General features: G+C 73.6%; 13 protein-coding genes. 6 read left to right on the top strand and 7 right to left on the bottom strand.

The window, feature by feature from the left end; genetic code table 11:
• Positions 1 to 26 precede the first annotated feature (26 nt).
• Positions 27 to 698: a bifunctional DNA primase/polymerase gene (locus tag IH45_RS0119050; protein ID WP_030669327.1), complete on the bottom strand. Its 672-nt coding sequence runs from the start codon at positions 696 to 698 to the stop codon at positions 27 to 29.
• A gap of 514 nt (positions 699 to 1,212) precedes the next feature.
• Between IH45_RS0119050 and IH45_RS0119045 the strand changes: the two genes are divergently transcribed.
• Both IH45_RS0119045 and IH45_RS0119040 read left to right on the top strand, forming a co-directional pair.
• Positions 1,213 to 2,604 carry a hypothetical protein gene (locus IH45_RS0119045; protein WP_030669324.1) on the top strand — a complete coding sequence of 464 codons (1,392 nt, stop codon included), beginning with the start codon at positions 1,213 to 1,215 and terminating at the stop codon, positions 2,602 to 2,604.
• Positions 2,605 to 3,043: 439 nt separating this feature from the next.
• Positions 3,044 to 4,726, top strand: coding sequence for a hypothetical protein (locus IH45_RS0119040; RefSeq protein WP_234440589.1), 1,683 nt, complete (start codon positions 3,044 to 3,046; stop codon positions 4,724 to 4,726).
• 92 nt (positions 4,727 to 4,818) lie between these two features.
• Here IH45_RS0119040 and IH45_RS0119035 read toward each other — a convergent pair whose 3' ends face one another.
• Complete coding sequence (locus tag IH45_RS0119035; protein WP_030669319.1) at positions 4,819 to 6,168, bottom strand: ABC transporter substrate-binding protein; 1,350 nt, start codon at positions 6,166 to 6,168, stop codon at positions 4,819 to 4,821.
• A gap of 180 nt (positions 6,169 to 6,348) precedes the next feature.
• On the opposite strand from IH45_RS0119035, the gene IH45_RS0119030 reads away from it, so the two are divergent.
• Together IH45_RS0119030 and purU are read left to right on the top strand one after the other, a co-directional pair.
• Complete coding sequence (locus IH45_RS0119030; RefSeq protein ID WP_234440588.1) at positions 6,349 to 6,789, top strand: SCO4402 family protein; 441 nt, start codon at positions 6,349 to 6,351, stop codon at positions 6,787 to 6,789.
• A 60-nt stretch (positions 6,790 to 6,849) separates the two neighbouring features.
• Positions 6,850 to 7,722: a formyltetrahydrofolate deformylase gene (purU, locus tag IH45_RS0119025; protein ID WP_030669313.1), complete on the top strand. Its 873-nt coding sequence runs from the start codon at positions 6,850 to 6,852 to the stop codon at positions 7,720 to 7,722.
• Between the two features lie 48 nt (positions 7,723 to 7,770).
• Here purU and IH45_RS0119020 read toward each other — a convergent pair whose 3' ends face one another.
• Positions 7,771 to 9,183: a zf-HC2 domain-containing protein gene (locus IH45_RS0119020; protein ID WP_030669310.1), complete on the bottom strand. Its 1,413-nt coding sequence runs from the start codon at positions 9,181 to 9,183 to the stop codon at positions 7,771 to 7,773.
• A complete protein-coding gene (locus tag IH45_RS0119015; protein ID WP_030669306.1) occupies positions 9,180 to 9,791 on the bottom strand; it encodes a sigma-70 family RNA polymerase sigma factor in 612 nt (203 codons plus the stop codon). The genes IH45_RS0119020 and IH45_RS0119015 overlap by 4 nt, the downstream gene beginning before the upstream one ends.
• A 405-nt stretch (positions 9,792 to 10,196) precedes the next feature.
• Here IH45_RS0119015 and IH45_RS0119010 point away from each other — a divergent pair, with 405 nt between their 5' ends.
• Positions 10,197 to 10,571 (top strand): STAS domain-containing protein, encoded by a 375-nt coding sequence (locus IH45_RS0119010; RefSeq protein ID WP_030598432.1) that lies wholly within the window; start codon positions 10,197 to 10,199, stop codon positions 10,569 to 10,571.
• Positions 10,572 to 10,771: 200 nt separating this feature from the next.
• Here IH45_RS0119010 and IH45_RS0119005 read toward each other — a convergent pair whose 3' ends face one another.
• Together IH45_RS0119005 and IH45_RS0119000 are read right to left on the bottom strand one after the other, a co-directional pair.
• On the bottom strand, positions 10,772 to 12,034 hold the full coding sequence (locus IH45_RS0119005; protein ID WP_078897654.1) for a sensor histidine kinase: 1,263 nt from the start codon (positions 12,032 to 12,034) through the stop codon (positions 10,772 to 10,774).
• A complete protein-coding gene (locus tag IH45_RS0119000; RefSeq protein ID WP_030669300.1) occupies positions 12,031 to 12,684 on the bottom strand; it encodes a response regulator in 654 nt (217 codons plus the stop codon). The genes IH45_RS0119005 and IH45_RS0119000 overlap by 4 nt, the downstream gene beginning before the upstream one ends.
• 519 nt (positions 12,685 to 13,203) lie before the next feature.
• On the opposite strand from IH45_RS0119000, the gene IH45_RS0118995 reads away from it, so the two are divergent.
• Positions 13,204 to 14,355: a M64 family metallopeptidase gene (locus IH45_RS0118995; RefSeq protein ID WP_030669298.1), complete on the top strand. Its 1,152-nt coding sequence runs from the start codon at positions 13,204 to 13,206 to the stop codon at positions 14,353 to 14,355.
• Here the strand turns inward: IH45_RS0118995 and IH45_RS0118990 are convergent.
• On the bottom strand, positions 14,297 to 15,406 hold the full coding sequence (locus tag IH45_RS0118990) for a hypothetical protein (RefSeq protein ID WP_030669295.1): 1,110 nt from the start codon (positions 15,404 to 15,406) through the stop codon (positions 14,297 to 14,299). The two genes, IH45_RS0118995 and IH45_RS0118990, sit on opposite strands and share 59 nt — an antisense overlap.
• Positions 15,407 to 15,462 lie beyond the last annotated feature (56 nt).

The following is a 15,462-nucleotide window of genomic DNA, read 5'->3' as shown; positions in this document are numbered from 1 at the left end:
GGGGCCAGCCTGCGGCCCTATCGGCCCTACCGCCCCCGCGCCGCCACCGCTTCCCGTGCGCAGGCGTACGCGAGCGGGCTGATCAGTTCCTCCGCGTCCGGCAGCCACCGGTTGGCGGCGGTGGGCCTGCGCGCCCACTGCACCGCCCCGTGCGCCCCCGTGCGCGTGGGCGGCGCGGCGACGTAGTCGCCGTCGCCCCGGGTGATCAGGTCCAGCGCCGCGGGCGACCAGCCCAGGTGCCGCACCAGGTCGGGCACCTTGGCCGAGGCGCCGGGCAGCACGAAGAAGAGCATCCGGCGGCCGGGGGTGCTGGTGACCGGGCCGAGCTGCAGGCCCATGCGTTCCATCCGGGCCAGGGCCAGGCAGCCGGCCGTCTCGGGCACGTCGATCGCCTCGAACGTACGGCCGGTCGGCAACAGGATCGAGGCGCGTGGATTCCTGCTCCACAGGCGGCGGGCGGCCGTCGCGCTGCCGGTGGCGTGGCCGGCCCAGCCGGGGGCCGTGGGGTGCGCGCCGGGCGCGGGGCAGTCGGCCGCGCCGCACGAGCAGCGCGGCACTTCGCCCTCGTCTTCGAGCCATGCGCCGGGCAGGACGTCCCAGTGCCGCTCTTCCGCGTAACGCACCGCAGTTTCGATCAACAGCTCGCCTCGCTGCTCGGTGACCTGAGAGGCTCCTGTGACTCCGATGGTGTCTTCCACGTGGTGGACAACTTCCCCTGTCACCAAGGGTTACGGCCGACACGTGCACCACCCCGGCGCATCGTTCCCGCACGTGGGGCGCATGGAAGCATGTCCGGGGGCGCGTGCGGGGTGGCGTCCGGAGAACGGGTAGCCACCTGCGTGACGGGCGGAGAGGCCGCCCGGCGGCAAGGTCGCGGTACAGCCGTGACGGTCCCGGAGCGAACGCCGGGCCCGTCCGGGGCGGCGGCGCCGCGAGCGGAACGCGGGCACCGCACGCCGGGTCCCGGAGCGTCGATTCCCCGGAATCACCGTCCCATCGAAGAGCGGAGCGGCAGGGCTTACCGGACACCGCAATCCGGCGGAGCGATCCGCCGGCCGGCCGGTCCGTCCACTCCGTTCCAGGGGATGTCAAGGCTTTGGCACACATGACGCACATCTGAGATATCTCCGGATATCCGGCATATGCGCGGGGAATTGATCAACGGGTACGGCGTTCGCTGGTGAACGCGCAGCAGTAATCAGGGGGTGCAGCATGGCCGCCAGGCCACTCGTCGCGCGGCAGCCGAACGAACGGCTGCAGGCGCTCATCCAGGAAGCCGCCTGTTCCAACGCCGGACTCGCCCGCCGCGTCAACATGTGCGGCGCCGAACACGGCCTCGACCTGCGCTACGACAAGACCTCGGTCGCCCGCTGGCTGCGCGGCCAGCAGCCGCGGGGCCGGGCCCCGGCCATCATCGCGGAGGCGCTGGGCCGCAAACTGGGGCGCACGGTCACCATCGACGAGATCGGGATGGCCGACGGCAAGAACCTCGCGTCCGGTGTGGGGCTGCAGTTCTCGCCCACCGTCCTCGGCGCGATCGAACAGGTCTGTGAGCTGTGGCGCAGCGACGTCGGCCGCCGCGATTTCCTCAGCGGCTCCACCGTGGCCGCGTCCGCGCTGGTCGAACCGAGCCGCGACTGGCTCATCACCAGCGCCGACCCGCAGGTGGCGCGCAACGCCGGCGCCCGGGTGGGCATCTCGGACGTCGAAGCCGTACGGGCCATGACCACCGCCCTCAGCGAACTGGACCACCGCTACGGCAGCGGCCACGTCCGGCCGGTCGTCGTCCACTACCTCAACAGCGTCGTCTCCGGGCTGCTGGCCGGCTCGTACCGTGAGTCGGTCGGGCGCGAACTGTTCGCGGCCGTCGCCCGGCTGACGGAACTGGGCGGCTACATGGCCGTCGACACCGGCCAGCCGGGGCTGGCGCAGCGCTACTACATCCAGGCGCTGCGGCTCGCTCAGGCGGCGGGCGACCGGGGGTACGGCGGTTACGTACTGGCCGCCAGCATGAGCCACCTCGCCGCCTCGCTGGGCAACCCCCGGGAGATCTCACAGCTCGCCAAGGCCGCACAGGAAGGCGCGCGCGGGCACGTCACGCCGCGCGCGGAGGCGATGTTCTTCGCCGCGGAAGCGCGCGGGCACGCGCTGATGGGCGACGCGCGCGCTTTCCAGGTCGTGGCGGGCCGTGCCGTAAGCGCGATGGAGCGTGCCGGGGCCGCCTCCGGCACCGGCGAGGACCCCGCGTGGATCGCGCACTTCGACGAGGCGTATCTCGCTGATGAACTCGCGCACTGCCATCGCGACTTGGGGCAGGCCGGTGCCGCTCGCCAGCGCGCGCAGGAAGCGGTCGACGGCCATCCCGAGGGGCGGGCGCGGCGCCGCGCCATCGGACTGGTGCTGCTGGCCAGCGCGCAGGTGCAGCAGCGCGAGATCGAGCAGGCGTGCCATACGGGCACGCAGGCCGTGGAGTTGCTGAGCGGACTGCGCTCGAACCGTGGTGCGGAATACCTGGAGGACTTCCAGCTGAGGCTGGAGCCGTACCGGGACGAGCCGGTGGTGCGGGAGTTCGGTGCCCGGCTGGAATTGCGGGCAGCCGCGTAGCGGATTCGCGGCCCGTCGCAGCCGGGGGTGGGCTGGGCGGCGCACGGGCCGCCTCGTCCTGTCGCCGGGCGGGCCGCCATGGCCCGCCCGGCGCCTCTCTGCGCGCCCTGCGTGGGTGGTGACCAGGGGACATGGTCGAACGCGACTGCGACCCGGTAGCGTGACCGACGCTTCCGTAAGTCAGCAGATCGTAGGAGTCCCGGTGACGCAGAGCGGACAGGGCAACGACCCGCACAATTCCGCGGGCGAGCCCGCGCGAGAGGGCGTTGTGCTGCCCGCTCACGGTGATCCGTGGGTTCCCGGCCGGCAGGCCGCACCGCCCGCGGGCCAGCCCTGGGGGCAGCCGTGGGGCCCCGATCAGCAGGCGGCGCCGGGGGCGCAGCAAGGGCAGGGACAGGGGCCGGGGCAGGGGCCTGGACCGGCGCCTCAGGGGCCGCCCATGCAGGGGCAGCTGCCTCAGGGGCAGCAGCCTCAGGGACAGTCGTACGGTGGGCAGCCGATGCCGGGCCAGCCGATGTCGAGCCAGCAGGCCCCCGGCCAGCCGCAGCCGTACGCCCAGCAGCCCCCTGCCCAGCAGCCCTCCATGCCCCCGGTCCCCCCGACGGCCCCCACGGCGCAGCAGCCGCACCCGTCGTTCCAGCAGCAGCCCCCGGCCGCCATACCGCTGCCTCCCCAGGCGCAGCCGCCCATGCCGAACCCGAGTCGGCCGGGCGGTCCTGCGCCGTCCCCGGACATGGAGGCGACCGCGCTGATATCGCCGTTCGACGCGCAGGCGGACGGCCCGGCCGCACAGGGTCAGATCGTCCCCGCGACGCCGCAGGCCAGTGCGCCGATGCCGCCCGCGGCGGGTGACCCGGAGGCAACGGCCCTGCTGCGCCCGGTGGGCGGGCAGTCCGGACGTACGGGCGGAAACGGGCAGCCCGGACAGCCCGCGCAGCCCGGCCCGATGCCCGGCGCCGCCCCCCTCCCGCCCGCAGCCGGCACCGCCCGCCCCGAATCGCCCAGCGAGTCCACCCGTACGCTGCGCCCGATCAAGCCGACCGGCCCGCAGCCGGGCCCGGCTCGGAACGCGCAGACCGGGCAGCCCGCGCAGCAGCCCGGACAGTCGCCACATCCCGGACACCCCGGGCAGCCCCCGCAGCCCAACCCGGACTCCGAAGCCACCCAATTCATCCCGCCGATCGGCGCAGGCACCGCCCCGCCGCCCGGCGCCCCCTTCGGTGCCCCGCCCGGCGCGCCCGGGGAGCGTGCGACACCGGCCGAGTTCGACGGCCTGTTCCGCTCCGGTCCCGCCGGGGCTGCCCCCGCCGCGGGCAACATTCCGGACGCGACCGCGCCGCTGCCGCGCTTCGACGACGCGGAGCAGCCGGGTCCGTACGGTCAACAGCCGTACGGCCAGCAGCAGTACGACCAGTTCGCGCCGCAGCCGGGTCACGGGTCGGACGGCGGCGGCAAGCGCCGCCGCATCGCCCCCGCCGTCATCATCGGCGTCAGCGTGCTCGCTCTGGCGGGCGCCGGGCTGGGCGTCGGCTATGCGCTCAGCGGGGGCGGTGAGGACGGCTCCGCCAAGAACAAGCAGGAGAGCGGCGGGGCGCCGGGCGCGGGGAAGGACGACAAGGCGGGCAAGGGGGACCAGGGCGCCAAGGAGCAGTCGCCGTCCGCCGACCCGGTGGCCGCCCAGGCCAAGGACCTCGACGCGCTCCTGAAGGACAGCAACAACAGCCGCTCCGCCGTGATCGGCGCGGTCAACAGCATCAAGTCGTGCGACAACCTCGACAATGCGGCCAAGGACCTCAGGGGCGCCGCCGAGCAGCGCAACCAGCTGGTCAGCCGCCTGTCCAAGCTCACCGTCGACAAGCTGCCGGGCAGCGGCGACCTGACCGCGTCGCTCAACGAGGCGTGGAAGTCCTCCGCCGCGGCCGACAACCACTATGCCGCCTGGGCCGGCCAGGTGAAGGACAAGAAGGGCTGCCCCAAGGGCAAGGCGCGCGGCGGCAAGGCGGCCGCCCAGGGCAACGCGGCCAGCGGGCGGGCCACCAAGGCCAAGCAGCAGGCGGCGCAGCTGTGGAACCCGATCGCGCAGAAGTACGGCCTGACCGAACGCCGCCCGGAACAGCTCTGACGCTCAGGCGCCACCCCGGTCGCCCGTAAAGCACCCGCCTTTAAGGCGCCCGCCCGTAAGGCACCCGCCCGGAATGACAGCCGCCCGGAACGTCAGCCGTCCCCCCGCGGCCGCTCCAGCGTCCCCGTGACGTCCACGAAGCCCTGCTTCGCCGCCACCAGCTGCCCGTCCCGTACGGCCTGATACGTCACCAGTCCGTTCACTGTGCGCGGGTAGTCCGGCACCGCGAGCATGTCGCCGGAGCGCCAGCGCAGCTTCGGCGTCAGGCCGCCGGTGTCCACCGCCCGGTCGCCGCGGTCCAGCGTCTGCTGCACGGCCTGTGCCGTGATCTCGTCGGTGCCCTGCTCGCCGAGTTCCTCGACGACCGAGCGCAGCACCGTGTAGGCGATCCACGTGGTCTGCACGCCCGGGTCGGCCGGGTCGATGCGGTTGTCGCCGAAGGCGTGGTCGTTGATGACCTTGCGCATCGGGTTCCAGCGCGGGTCGCTCGCGACCGGGTACCAGCCGGTCAGGTACGCGCCCTCCAGCGGCCCGGACCGGCCGCCCGTACGGTCCACCAGCGCCTGCCCGGCGCTGCCCAGTACCGAGGCGATCCGCACCTTGGAGTCGGCGGGCTGCAGGCGGCGGAAGGAGTCGAAGAAGGTGTCGGTGCGCTCGCCGAGGGTGGCCGTCACACAGCCGCCCGCCCCCTTCGCGCCTCCGGTTCCGGTTCCGGTTCCGTCCGGTGGGGCGCCCACCGCCTCCAGGGCGCGCCGGGCCGCGTCGTCGTAGTCGGTGCCGTCCTCGGGCGCGCGTACGTCGTGGGCGGGGCGGCGGCTGCCGTCGGTGAGGCCGGTGTTGAGGAGCGCGGGCATCCGGTCGCCCTGGAGGGTGTCCGGGCGCACCAGCGAGACCCGCTCGCAGACGCTCGCCAGCTGGCGCCCGTTGCCGGCCAGGAGCGACGCCTGTCCGCCGTTGACCGGGTACGACAGGGGGCTGGCGAACTCCTCGTCGGAGGCGCCGTAGCCGCCGATGTAGGGGATGCCGTGGATCTCCAGCGGTGAGATGAACGAGCGGCCGAACTGGCTGTACGAGCCGACGACCGCGATCACCTTCGCGTCGACCGCCCGCTGCGCGCACCGCGCGGCGCCCACCGAATCGTTGCGGTCGTTGCAGGTCAGGACCTTCAGCTGGTGGCCGTCGAGCCCGCCGCGGGAGTTGACCCAGCGCGCGTACGCCTGCGCCATGGCGGGCATCCCCGGCATGTTGGTCGCCTTGGTGTCCACCGGCGCCCAGGTCATGACGGTGAGCGGCTCCTTCTCCCCGGGCCTTCCCGAGGTGCCGGGGAGGGAGCCGCAGGCCGAGAGCAGTGACGCCAGGGCCGCCGTACAGGCCGTGACAGCCGTGCCGGCTGCGGAGGCGCGGGGGAAGGGGCGGGGGGAGGGGCGTCGCCGTCCGGTCATGTGGCCGGAGCATTCCGGTTCGCCCGGAACGCGTGAGTGACGACGATGGACCGGAACGTGACGGCCGGGTGAACTCCGGGGGTCCGGAGATGATCACCGGCCGAGAACGTACGATCGAATACTGTGCAAGGTTCGGAGAAGTCTTCCCGTCGCGGCCGTCGCTCGACCACCATGGGCGCCATGCCGCTCAACGACATGCCGTGGTGGCGCTGGCGCAGCAATGTGCGCTCCGCGCTGCACATGCTCTCCGACCCCGTCTTCCAGCGGGAGACCTGGCTGGCCGGCCGCCCGGGGTACGGCGACGTCACCGACGCCGTCTACCGGCTCGTCGAGGACACCTGGCTGGACAACTGGTCCGCCGAGAAGTACGTGGGCACGATCTTCCGCGACTCCCAGGAGGCGGCCCTGGTGGACGTCGCCGTGCTGCGGGTGCTGCGGATCATGCACCAGGTCGGCCCGGACGCCCCGGTGACCGCCTACCTGGAGCACCACGGCTGGGCCGAGACCGTACGGGCCGCGCGCGACGCGCACGTACGGCTGACGACGGCGGACGGCGAGGACCCGGACGTGCCCCCGCACTCGCTGGAAGTCCTGGCGATCATGACGCAGGCGTCGGTCTGAGCCGTGCGACCGGAGGCGGCGGGACGGAGCACCGCCGGGGATGTGCGACCCTATGAGGTCATGAGCGCCTCGCAGCCCGATACCCCCGACCAGTACGTCCTCACCCTCTCCTGCCCGGACAAGCAGGGCATCGTGCACGCGGTGTCCAGCTACCTGTTCATGACCGGGTGCAACATCGAGGACAGTCAGCAGTTCGGGGACCACGACACCGGGCTCTTCTTCATGCGGGTCCACTTCGGCGCGGACGCCACGGTCAGCCTGGAGAAGCTGCGCGCCAGCTTCGCCGCGGTCGGCGACTCCTTCCAGATGGACTGGCAGATCCACCACGCCGACGACAAGATGCGCATCGTCCTGATGGTGTCCAAGTTCGGGCACTGCCTCAACGACCTGCTCTTCCGCTCCCGCATCGGCGCGCTGCCGGTCGAGATCGCGGCCGTGGTCTCCAACCACACCGACTTCGCCGAGCTGGTCGGCTCGTACGGCGTCCCCTTCCACCACATCCCGGTCACCAAGGACACCAAGGCCGCCGCCGAGGCGCGGCTGCTGGAGCTGGTGCGGGAGGAGAACGTCGAGCTGGTCGTGCTGGCCCGCTACATGCAGGTGCTCTCCGACGACCTGTGCAAGGCGCTGTCCGGGCGGATCATCAACATCCACCACTCCTTCCTGCCGAGCTTCAAGGGCGCCAAGCCCTACCACCAGGCGCACGCCCGTGGCGTCAAGCTCATCGGCGCCACCGCGCACTACGTGACGGCGGACCTCGACGAGGGCCCGATCATCGAGCAGGAGGTCGAGCGCGTCGGACACGGCGTCACCCCGGACCAGCTCGTGGCCGTCGGCCGGGACGTGGAGTGCCAGGCCCTGGCGCGCGCCGTGAAGTGGCACAGCGAGCGCCGCGTCCTGCTCAACGGCACGCGCACCGTCGTCTTCGCGTAGTCCGTACGCCGGTGGCCGCGCCCGGTGGGGCCGCGGCCGCCGGCGTCCTCACAGCCGCGAGAGCGAAGCCGTCGCGAACAGCACGTCGCGGATCGCGTCCTGCTCGCCGTGCTGCCCGGCGACCGCCTCCTGGGGCGGTACGTGACCGGCCGCCAGCTGGCAGAACTCGATGCTGTCCAGCGCGATGTGCGCGACCGTGCGGTCCGGGGTGCCGAGCGCGCCCGGCGAGTCCAGGGCTATGTACCAGTGGCCGCCGCCGGCCCCCTCCACCTCCAGGTGCAGCGTACGGCCGGGCGCGCCCGCCTCGACCAGGCGCCGCGGCGGCGTCGCCAGCCCGGCCCGGCGCCGGCCGGCCAGCACGGCGGGCAGCAGCCGGGCCGCCAGGTCGACCATCTGGTGCAGGTGCCCGGCGACCGGGGGCTCGTACGGATAGTCCACCGCCTCGGCGATGTCGCCCGCGTGCACCCAGCACTCGAAGGCGCGGTCCAGTAAGGAGTCGCGCATCGGCAGCCGGACGTCGCCGTACGGCACGGGCAGTTCGGCGACTCCCCGGCCGGCGAAGGACACCGTGCGGATCAGGGTGTGGCTCTGGTCGCGCCACGGGCCGCGGGTGGCGTGCGGGCTGCGGCCGTCCGCCATCGCCTGCCAGCAGGCTTCCGTACGGTCGGTGGGCCCGGCCGGGCCGTGCGGGGCCGCGGCGCCCAGCGGGTCGCCCAGCCCGAGCGCGGTGGCGACCAGACCGTCCACCGCCATCAGATGCCCGATCACCCCGGCGACGGTCGTGCGCCGCTCGGCCGGCCGCTCGCCCTCGAACCAGCGCAGCCGTACCGGCGCCCGCCACTCCGCCTCGCCCATGTCGCTCAGCAGCGCGTCCAGCTTCGCCGTCTCGGCGTCGTACGGCGCGGTCCACCCGGGCACCGGGATACGGGCCGGGCGCCGCCCGAGGCAGCCCTCCAGGACGCGCGAGCGCAGCAGCGGGTCCAGGTCGAGGGGGTCGGCGGGATGCAGCAGGCCGACCGCGTCGCGCAGGCGCAGCGCCTCGTCGGCGCAGGCCGCGCAGTCCGTGAGGTGTGTTTCGACGGCGGCCGTTTCCTCGGCGGAGCAGGCGGCCAGGGCCCAGGCGCCGAGCAGCGACTTCAGGACCCGGTGCGGGGGAGGGGCGGGGGTGGCGGCGTCCGGTCCGGTGGTGTCCGGTCCGGTGGTGTCCGCGGGTGCGTCCGCGTCCGCCGCGTCTGCCGTCTCCGCCGCGTCCGTGCGGACGCCCGGCGCCGCGGGCGGTGGCGCGTCGGGCAGTGGTCCATTGTCCTCGGCGGCGGTACGCGGGGACGGGATGCGCGGCCGGCCGCCGGAGCGGGACGGGCCGCCGCTGCCCGGCCCCTGCGGGCCGCCCGGCCCCTGCCCGTCGCGCGGGCCGCCCGGCTCCCGCGGGTCGTACGGGTCCCGGCCCTCCGAGCCGTTCACAGCTGCCGTCCGTATCCGGGGCCGCGCGGTGGGGGCTCGGCGGGTGGGGCGGGCGGCAGCGTCCGGTGGTTGTGCGCGGTGGACAGCAGCTGCAGGCCCAGGCGCAGCCGGCGCCGGGCCTCGTCCTCGGTGACGCCCAGGTCGGCGGCGGTCTGGCGGTAGTCACGGCGCTGGAAGTACGCCAGCTCCAGGGCGGCGCGCAGCGGGGCGGGCATGGAGGTGACGATGTAATCGGCGCGGGCGGCGGTGGACGCTTCGCGGATCTGGCGCTCCGTCTCGGCGGGCCCGGGGGCGTCCGCGCCGCGGTCCAGGGCCGAGGCGGCCCCGGCCTGGCGCAGCCGGTGCACGGACTGGCGGTGGGCGAGCTGGGCCACCCAGGAGCGCAGCGAGCCCTGCTTGGGGTCGTAGGAGTCGGGGTTCTCCCAGATGTAGCCGAAGACTTCACGGGTGATGCGGTCGGCGGCGGTTTCGTCCCCCAGCACCCGGCGGGCAAGGCTGTGCACAAGCGAAGCGAAGCGGTCGTACAGCTCGCCGAGCGCGGCCGCCTCGCCGCGCGCCAGCCGCTGCTGCATCCGCCTGTCCCAGCGCGGCGGTGCGTCATGTCCCATCCGGCCCCCCTCCTTCACCGCCGCCGTGCCCCGGCACGGCACAGCACTCCACCGTGCCATCGAATGTAGTGCTCCGGTCCGACATTGACGCCCCTTTGCGGCAAACCCGCACTGCGGGTGGCTGACGGATGGTATGGAGGCGGTCACTTTTGGTGGTGATGCCCGCTCGTCGCGGATCGAAGCGCGACCGTTCGCTTCTGTATCTGCCGATGTGTTATGCGTGTGTGACCGGTTCCGGGAGAAAGTTCCTCACTCACTGGGCATAGCCTTGGAGAGGAACGGCCCGTTGCGCAAACAATTCTGATGAGTTTCAGGGGAGAACGGCCGGGCAGTCGAGGCGGGAAGGGCACATTCCGGTTTGCTCCGGGGGTGTCCGTCCGCAAGCGAGCGAAAGGCTTCGAGCGCGTGTCGTTGAAGGTGGCAGAAGGCGAGCAGGGCCGCTGGGCCGTCCTGCAGGTCTCCGGCGAGATGGACCTGGTCACATCGCCGGCGGTGCGCCAGCACGTGCACGACGCGGTCGCCGACGGCCGTCGCAGCCTGGTCCTCGACCTCTCCGAGGTCCGCTTCTGCGACTCCAGCGGCGTCGGCGTGCTGATCGCCGCCCGCCGGCTGATGCGGTCCTGCCAGGGGCGGCTGCGGCTGATCCTCCCGGCGCAGGGCGCGGTGGACGGCTCGCACGTCAACCGGGTGCTCGCGGCCCTCGGCGTACGCCGCCTCTTCGAGGTCTACCCGGATCTGAGCACGGCGGTGGACGAGACGGCAGCGCCGCTTTCCGCGTAACTCTTCACGCCAGGCCTTCCCGGGTGCCTGCGGGGACGGGTCCGGCTTTCTCTCCCGTGTCGCCTTGAGTCGCACGGCGGTCACCTTTTGTTACGCGTACGGCGCGACGGTCTCGCGTAAAGCCTCATTCGCGACGAGAAGCAAAAACCGGCATAAAGCCATCCAAGCTGGCATGGCGCCATCCTCGCCCTCCGAAACCCTCAACTCCCCCCGCCCGGGAATTCCGCCCGCACCAGAAACCCTCCGTCCGCCGTGTGCCCGGCCTCCAGCAGCCCGCCCAGGCTCTGGGCGCGTTCGCGCAGGCCGACCAGGCCGTGGCCGCCGCCCGGGAGCGCCGGGGCGGGCGCCGAGGCGTCCGGCGGCCCGTTGCGTACCTCCACCCGCAAGCCCCGCGGCGTCCCCGGCCCGTCGTCCCCGTCGGCCGCCCGCCCGTCGTGCACCGCCGCGACCCGGACCCGCACCCGCGCCCCCGGCGCATGCTTGCGTACGTTCGTCAGCGCCTCCTGCACCGTACGGAACGCCGCCCGCTCCACCGCCTTCGCGCCGCCCGCGCCGTCCGGCACCTCGTGCTCGTAGTCGACGTCCAGCGCGCTCATCTCGATCAGCCGCGGCAGTTCGGCGAGGTCCGGCTGCGGCGCCAGGTCCCGGGCGTCCGTGGCGCCGCCGCCGGCCGCCCGCAGGATGCCGACCATGTGCCGCAGCTCCTCCAGCGTCCGCACGGACAGCTCGCGGATCGTGCGGGCCGACTCGCGCGCCGCCTCCTCCCCGGTGCTCACCTGCACCGCACCGGCCTGCAGGCTGATCAGGCTGACCTGGTGGGCCACCACGTCGTGCATCTCCCGGGCCAGCCGGGCCCGCTCGGTCGCCAGCACCCGTTCCGCGATCAGCCGGTCCTCGCGGCGCCGGCTGTGGGTCAGGTCGGCGACGCGCGCGGCGAGTTCGCGGCGGGTGCGCACCAGCAGGCCCAGCGCGATGGGCGCGGCCGAGGTGACCGTCGCGTCGATCAGCACCTGCACGTTCTCGCGGTGCGCGCCCGGGTCGAGGTCCGAGATCGGGTACGGGAGGAAGTGCGCGGCGATCAGCAGGACGGCGCAGACGCCGAGCCGGAGGCGGCCCGCCCGGAGCGCGGCGAGCGTGTACAGGGCGATCATCGGCGCGAACCAGATGTAGCCGATGTACAGGCCGGGGAGCGTGCCGAGGAAGACGGTGAGCGGCAGTCGGCGCCGCAGCAGCAGTGCGGCGGCGGCGATCAGGGAGACGCCCAGTTCCAGGCCCATGTCGAGGCCGTTGACGAGGAAGGCGTCCACCATGGACAGCAGCACCGGCACGGCCAGGGACAGGGCCCGGCGGATGCCGCCGGGGGAGGTGGGAAGGCCGCGGAGGCCGGAGACGCCGAGAAAACCGGGGAAGCCGGGGAAGCCGGGGAAGCCGGGGAAGCCGAAAAATCTGCCGGATCGTTTCACCGCGGCCCGCCCGAGACCAGCCCGGCGCGGTCCGCGAGGATCGCCGCCTGGACGCGGTTGAGCCCGCCCAGCTTGCCCAGCAGCGCCCGTACATGGTCCTTGACCGTGCTCGGTGCCAGCCCCATCCGCTCCGCGATCCCCGCGTTGCCCAGGCCCTCGCCCAGCAGGGCCAGCACCTCCGACTCCCGCGGCGTCAGGGCCCGTACGGCGCGGACCGCCGCGGCCTGGTCCTCGGCGGTCAGGTAGCCGCCGATCACGGCCCGGGTGACGCCCGGGTCCAGCACGCTGCCGCCCCCGGCCAGCGTCCGTACGGCCCGGACCAGTTGCTCGGGGTCGGAGTCCTTGAGCAGGAACCCGGCCGCGCCCTCGCGCAGCGCCGCGGTCAGGTACTCCTGCGCGTCGAACGTCGTCAGCATGGCCACCGCGGGCGGTTCGGGGGCGGCGCGCAGCCGGCGCAGTACGGTCAGCCCGTCCACGTCCGGCATCCGGATGTCGAGCAGGACGACGTCCGCCGCGTTGCCCAGCACCGTGTCCACGGCCTCGGCGCCGCCGCAGTCCGCGACCAGCCGGATGTCCGGGGCGGTGCCCAGGATCATCCGCAGCCCGGATCTGACCAGCCGCTCGTCGTCCACCACCGCGACACGGATCACCGGCCGCCCCTTCCTGCATCGCCGTCCTCGGGCCTGCCCGCCGCTCGCGTGCCGTCACCCCCGCCGGACGGCGGGGGTCGGTGCACGACCTGCGGAGGATGCCGTGAGGTGGCGCCCGCGGGCAGAGTGCCTTTCATGCTGCACCACCGAGGGGGCCACAAGCCGACCACGCGGTGCAGCTCACAGTGAGAACCTGCGCCGGAAGCCCGGCCCGGGCGTTCGGCACGGGCTCCGACGGCCGCCGCGACCCCCACACGCGGCGGCCGTCACCGTACCTACGCCAACTCGCCTCCGGGCCCCGGCGGCCACCGCCGCTCTCCACCCTGCGGATCGGCGTCCACGACAGGATTTTGCTCACCTCCGGGACAACTTGCCCCCCAACCGTTGCCTCCCGTAACTGCCGCCTCTAGGTTGTGCGCGGTCCGCCGCGCGCCGGTCCGTACGGCGTTCCGCGGGCCTCAACCCCCCTCGGAGCACGGCCCTCAGGGGCACGGCTCGGCATCTCACCGGAGGCTTTCCGTGCAGCACAGACCCCGGCGTTCCCCCACCCCTTCCGACGCTCCGGCATCCGCGGGCATACGGGCCCGAATACGCACCCGGGCGGCCGGCCGCGGCCGTACGCGGCTGCGCCTGACCGCCGCCGCGGCCGGTCTCGCGCTCGTCACCGGCCTCGCCGCCACCGCCTCGGCCTCCCCCGCGGACTCCGCAGCGCCCGCCTCGGCGCCCCCGCCCGCGGCCTCCGGCGCCCAGCAGGTCGAGTACTTCGGCCCGGACGGCCACCCCCGCCACACCACCGTGCCGGTCGCCACCCCCAAGCGCCTGGCCGGCCCCCAGCGGGCCCGCTCCGCCGCCGAGCTGGCCGCCGACGGCGACGTGACCTCGGTCATCCGTAACGGCGCCACCGCCAAGAAGGTCGACGTCGTCTTCATCGGCGACGGCTACACCCTCGCCCAGCAGAAGGACTTCCACGCCGACGCCAAGGCGAAGTGGGCGCAGATCTCCAAGGTCGAGCCGTACGCCTCGAACCGCAAGCTGTTCAACGTGTGGACGGTGGACGCCGTCTCCAACCAGTCCGGCGTCTCCGGCGACCCGGGCAAGGACGTGGTCAAGGACACCGCGCTGGACGCGCACTTCTGGTGCGACGGCATCGAGCGGCTGCTGTGCGTGGACACCGGCAAGGTCGAGTCGTACGCGGGCAAGGCCCCGGACGCCGACCTGGTCATCGTGCTCGGCAACTCCCGCAAGTACGGCGGCGCGGGCTACAACGACATCACGTCGCCGGTCGGCTACGACGGCATCGCCACCGCCTCCTCCGACCACCCCGACTCCGCGCAGGTGGCGGTCCACGAGACCGGGCACTCGCTCGGCAAGCTGGCCGACGAGTACGTCTACGACACCAACGGCACGTACACGGGCGCCGAGCCGAGCGCGCCCAACATCACCAAGATGAGCGTGGCGGAGATGAAGGCCAAGAAGGCGAAGTGGTACCGCTACCTGGGCCAGAACTCGCCGGACGGCGGCAAGGTCGGCGCCTTCGAGGGCGGCGGCTACTACCCGCGCGGCCTCTACCGGCCGACTGCCGACTCGATCATGCGCACGCTGGGCAAGGAGTTCAACCTGCCCGGCCGTCAGGCCATGATCGACGGGTTCCACCGGCACACGGGCCGCTGAGCCGGTCCTCGTAGGAACCGTACGCACTGAACGACCGGCCGGTCGCCAGGACCACCACGGAGGTCGTGGCGGCCAGCTCGTACGCGGTCATCACCAGGGACAGCGTGCTCTCGCCGGTGACGAACGGGCCGCCGAAGAAGCCGGTGACGGTCAGCAGCACCACGGTCCGCACGGTCAGGTACAGCTCCACGGCGGCGAACACCAGGAGCGCGCCGCGCACGTCCCGGTTGCCGCGGACCGCGAGCACGCCCAGCACCAGCAGGATCGCCACCGACGACAGCGTGGTGAACTCACTGGAGTGGGACAGCTGGACGGAGCCGGCGGCCGCGCCGTCCACCGCGCTGCGCAGGTACGTGCCCACGTCCATGCGCTCCTCGGTCATGCCCCACACCGTCCAGGCGAGCCGCAGTGCGGCCATCCCCAGGAAGAGCACGCCGCAGATACGGGAGAGCCGGCGCCGCCACCAGGAGTCGGCGTCGGCGCACGACCGTTGTGCCACGGCGGGCCGGAGGCCGTCGCGCGCCTCCGCGCGCGCGGTCTCCGCGCCCCCGCCCGCCCGCTCGACGGCGGGCAGCAGCGCCACGACCACGACCAGCGCCGCCACCAGGCCCAGGGTGCGGGTGGCCAGCACCCAGCCGCCGAGCGCCTCGGTGGCGTACACCTGCCGGTAGCCCGCGTGGCACAGGCCGACGATCTCGCGCGCGGACTGGGCCAGGATCACCCAGCCGAGCAGCAGCGCGCCCGTCCGCGCCACCCGCCGCAGTGCCAGCGCCCCGGCAGCGACCGCCAGCAGCGCGACGACCAGCGCCCATTCGCCGGGCCCGAGCGTCCACATGAAGAAGGAGGCGCGCGGGTTGAAGAGCCCTTCGAAGAAGTCCCAGACGCTGCCGTCGCCCTGGATGATCCCGTAGACCGTCCAGGCGGTCAGCGCGCCTCCGTAGACGGCGAGGGCGGCCCCCGCCGTGCGGTAAGCGCGCGCGTGCTCGGATGCCGCCCGGCCGGGGTCGGGGCCGGGCCGGACGTCCACCGCACCGCCGTCCTGCATCACCATGTCCGACCCCCGATCCGCCGCGCCGTGCTCACCCGCGCCGGCCCGTGTGCTGCCGA

The sequence above is a fragment of the Streptomyces rimosus subsp. rimosus genome (assembly GCF_000720725.1).
GTDB classification, from domain to species: Bacteria; Actinomycetota; Actinomycetes; order Streptomycetales; family Streptomycetaceae; genus Streptomyces; species Streptomyces rimosus_A.
This window is presented reverse-complemented; position numbering and strand designations above follow the sequence as displayed.

Coding starts and splice junctions, on each gene's coding strand:
- IH45_RS0119045 (WP_030669324.1), top strand. CDS start 1,213: ATGGCCGCCAGGCCACTCGTCGCGCGGCAGCCGAACGAACGGCTGCAG.
- IH45_RS0119040 (WP_234440589.1), top strand. CDS start 3,044: ATGCAGGGGCAGCTGCCTCAGGGGCAGCAGCCTCAGGGACAGTCGTAC.
- IH45_RS0119035 (WP_030669319.1), bottom strand. CDS start 6,168: ATGACCGGACGGCGACGCCCCTCCCCCCGCCCCTTCCCCCGCGCCTCC.
- IH45_RS0119030 (WP_234440588.1), top strand. CDS start 6,349: ATGCCGCTCAACGACATGCCGTGGTGGCGCTGGCGCAGCAATGTGCGC.
- purU (WP_030669313.1), top strand. CDS start 6,850: ATGAGCGCCTCGCAGCCCGATACCCCCGACCAGTACGTCCTCACCCTC.
- IH45_RS0119015 (WP_030669306.1), bottom strand. CDS start 9,791: ATGGGACATGACGCACCGCCGCGCTGGGACAGGCGGATGCAGCAGCGG.
- IH45_RS0118990 (WP_030669295.1), bottom strand. CDS start 15,406: ATGGTGATGCAGGACGGCGGTGCGGTGGACGTCCGGCCCGGCCCCGAC.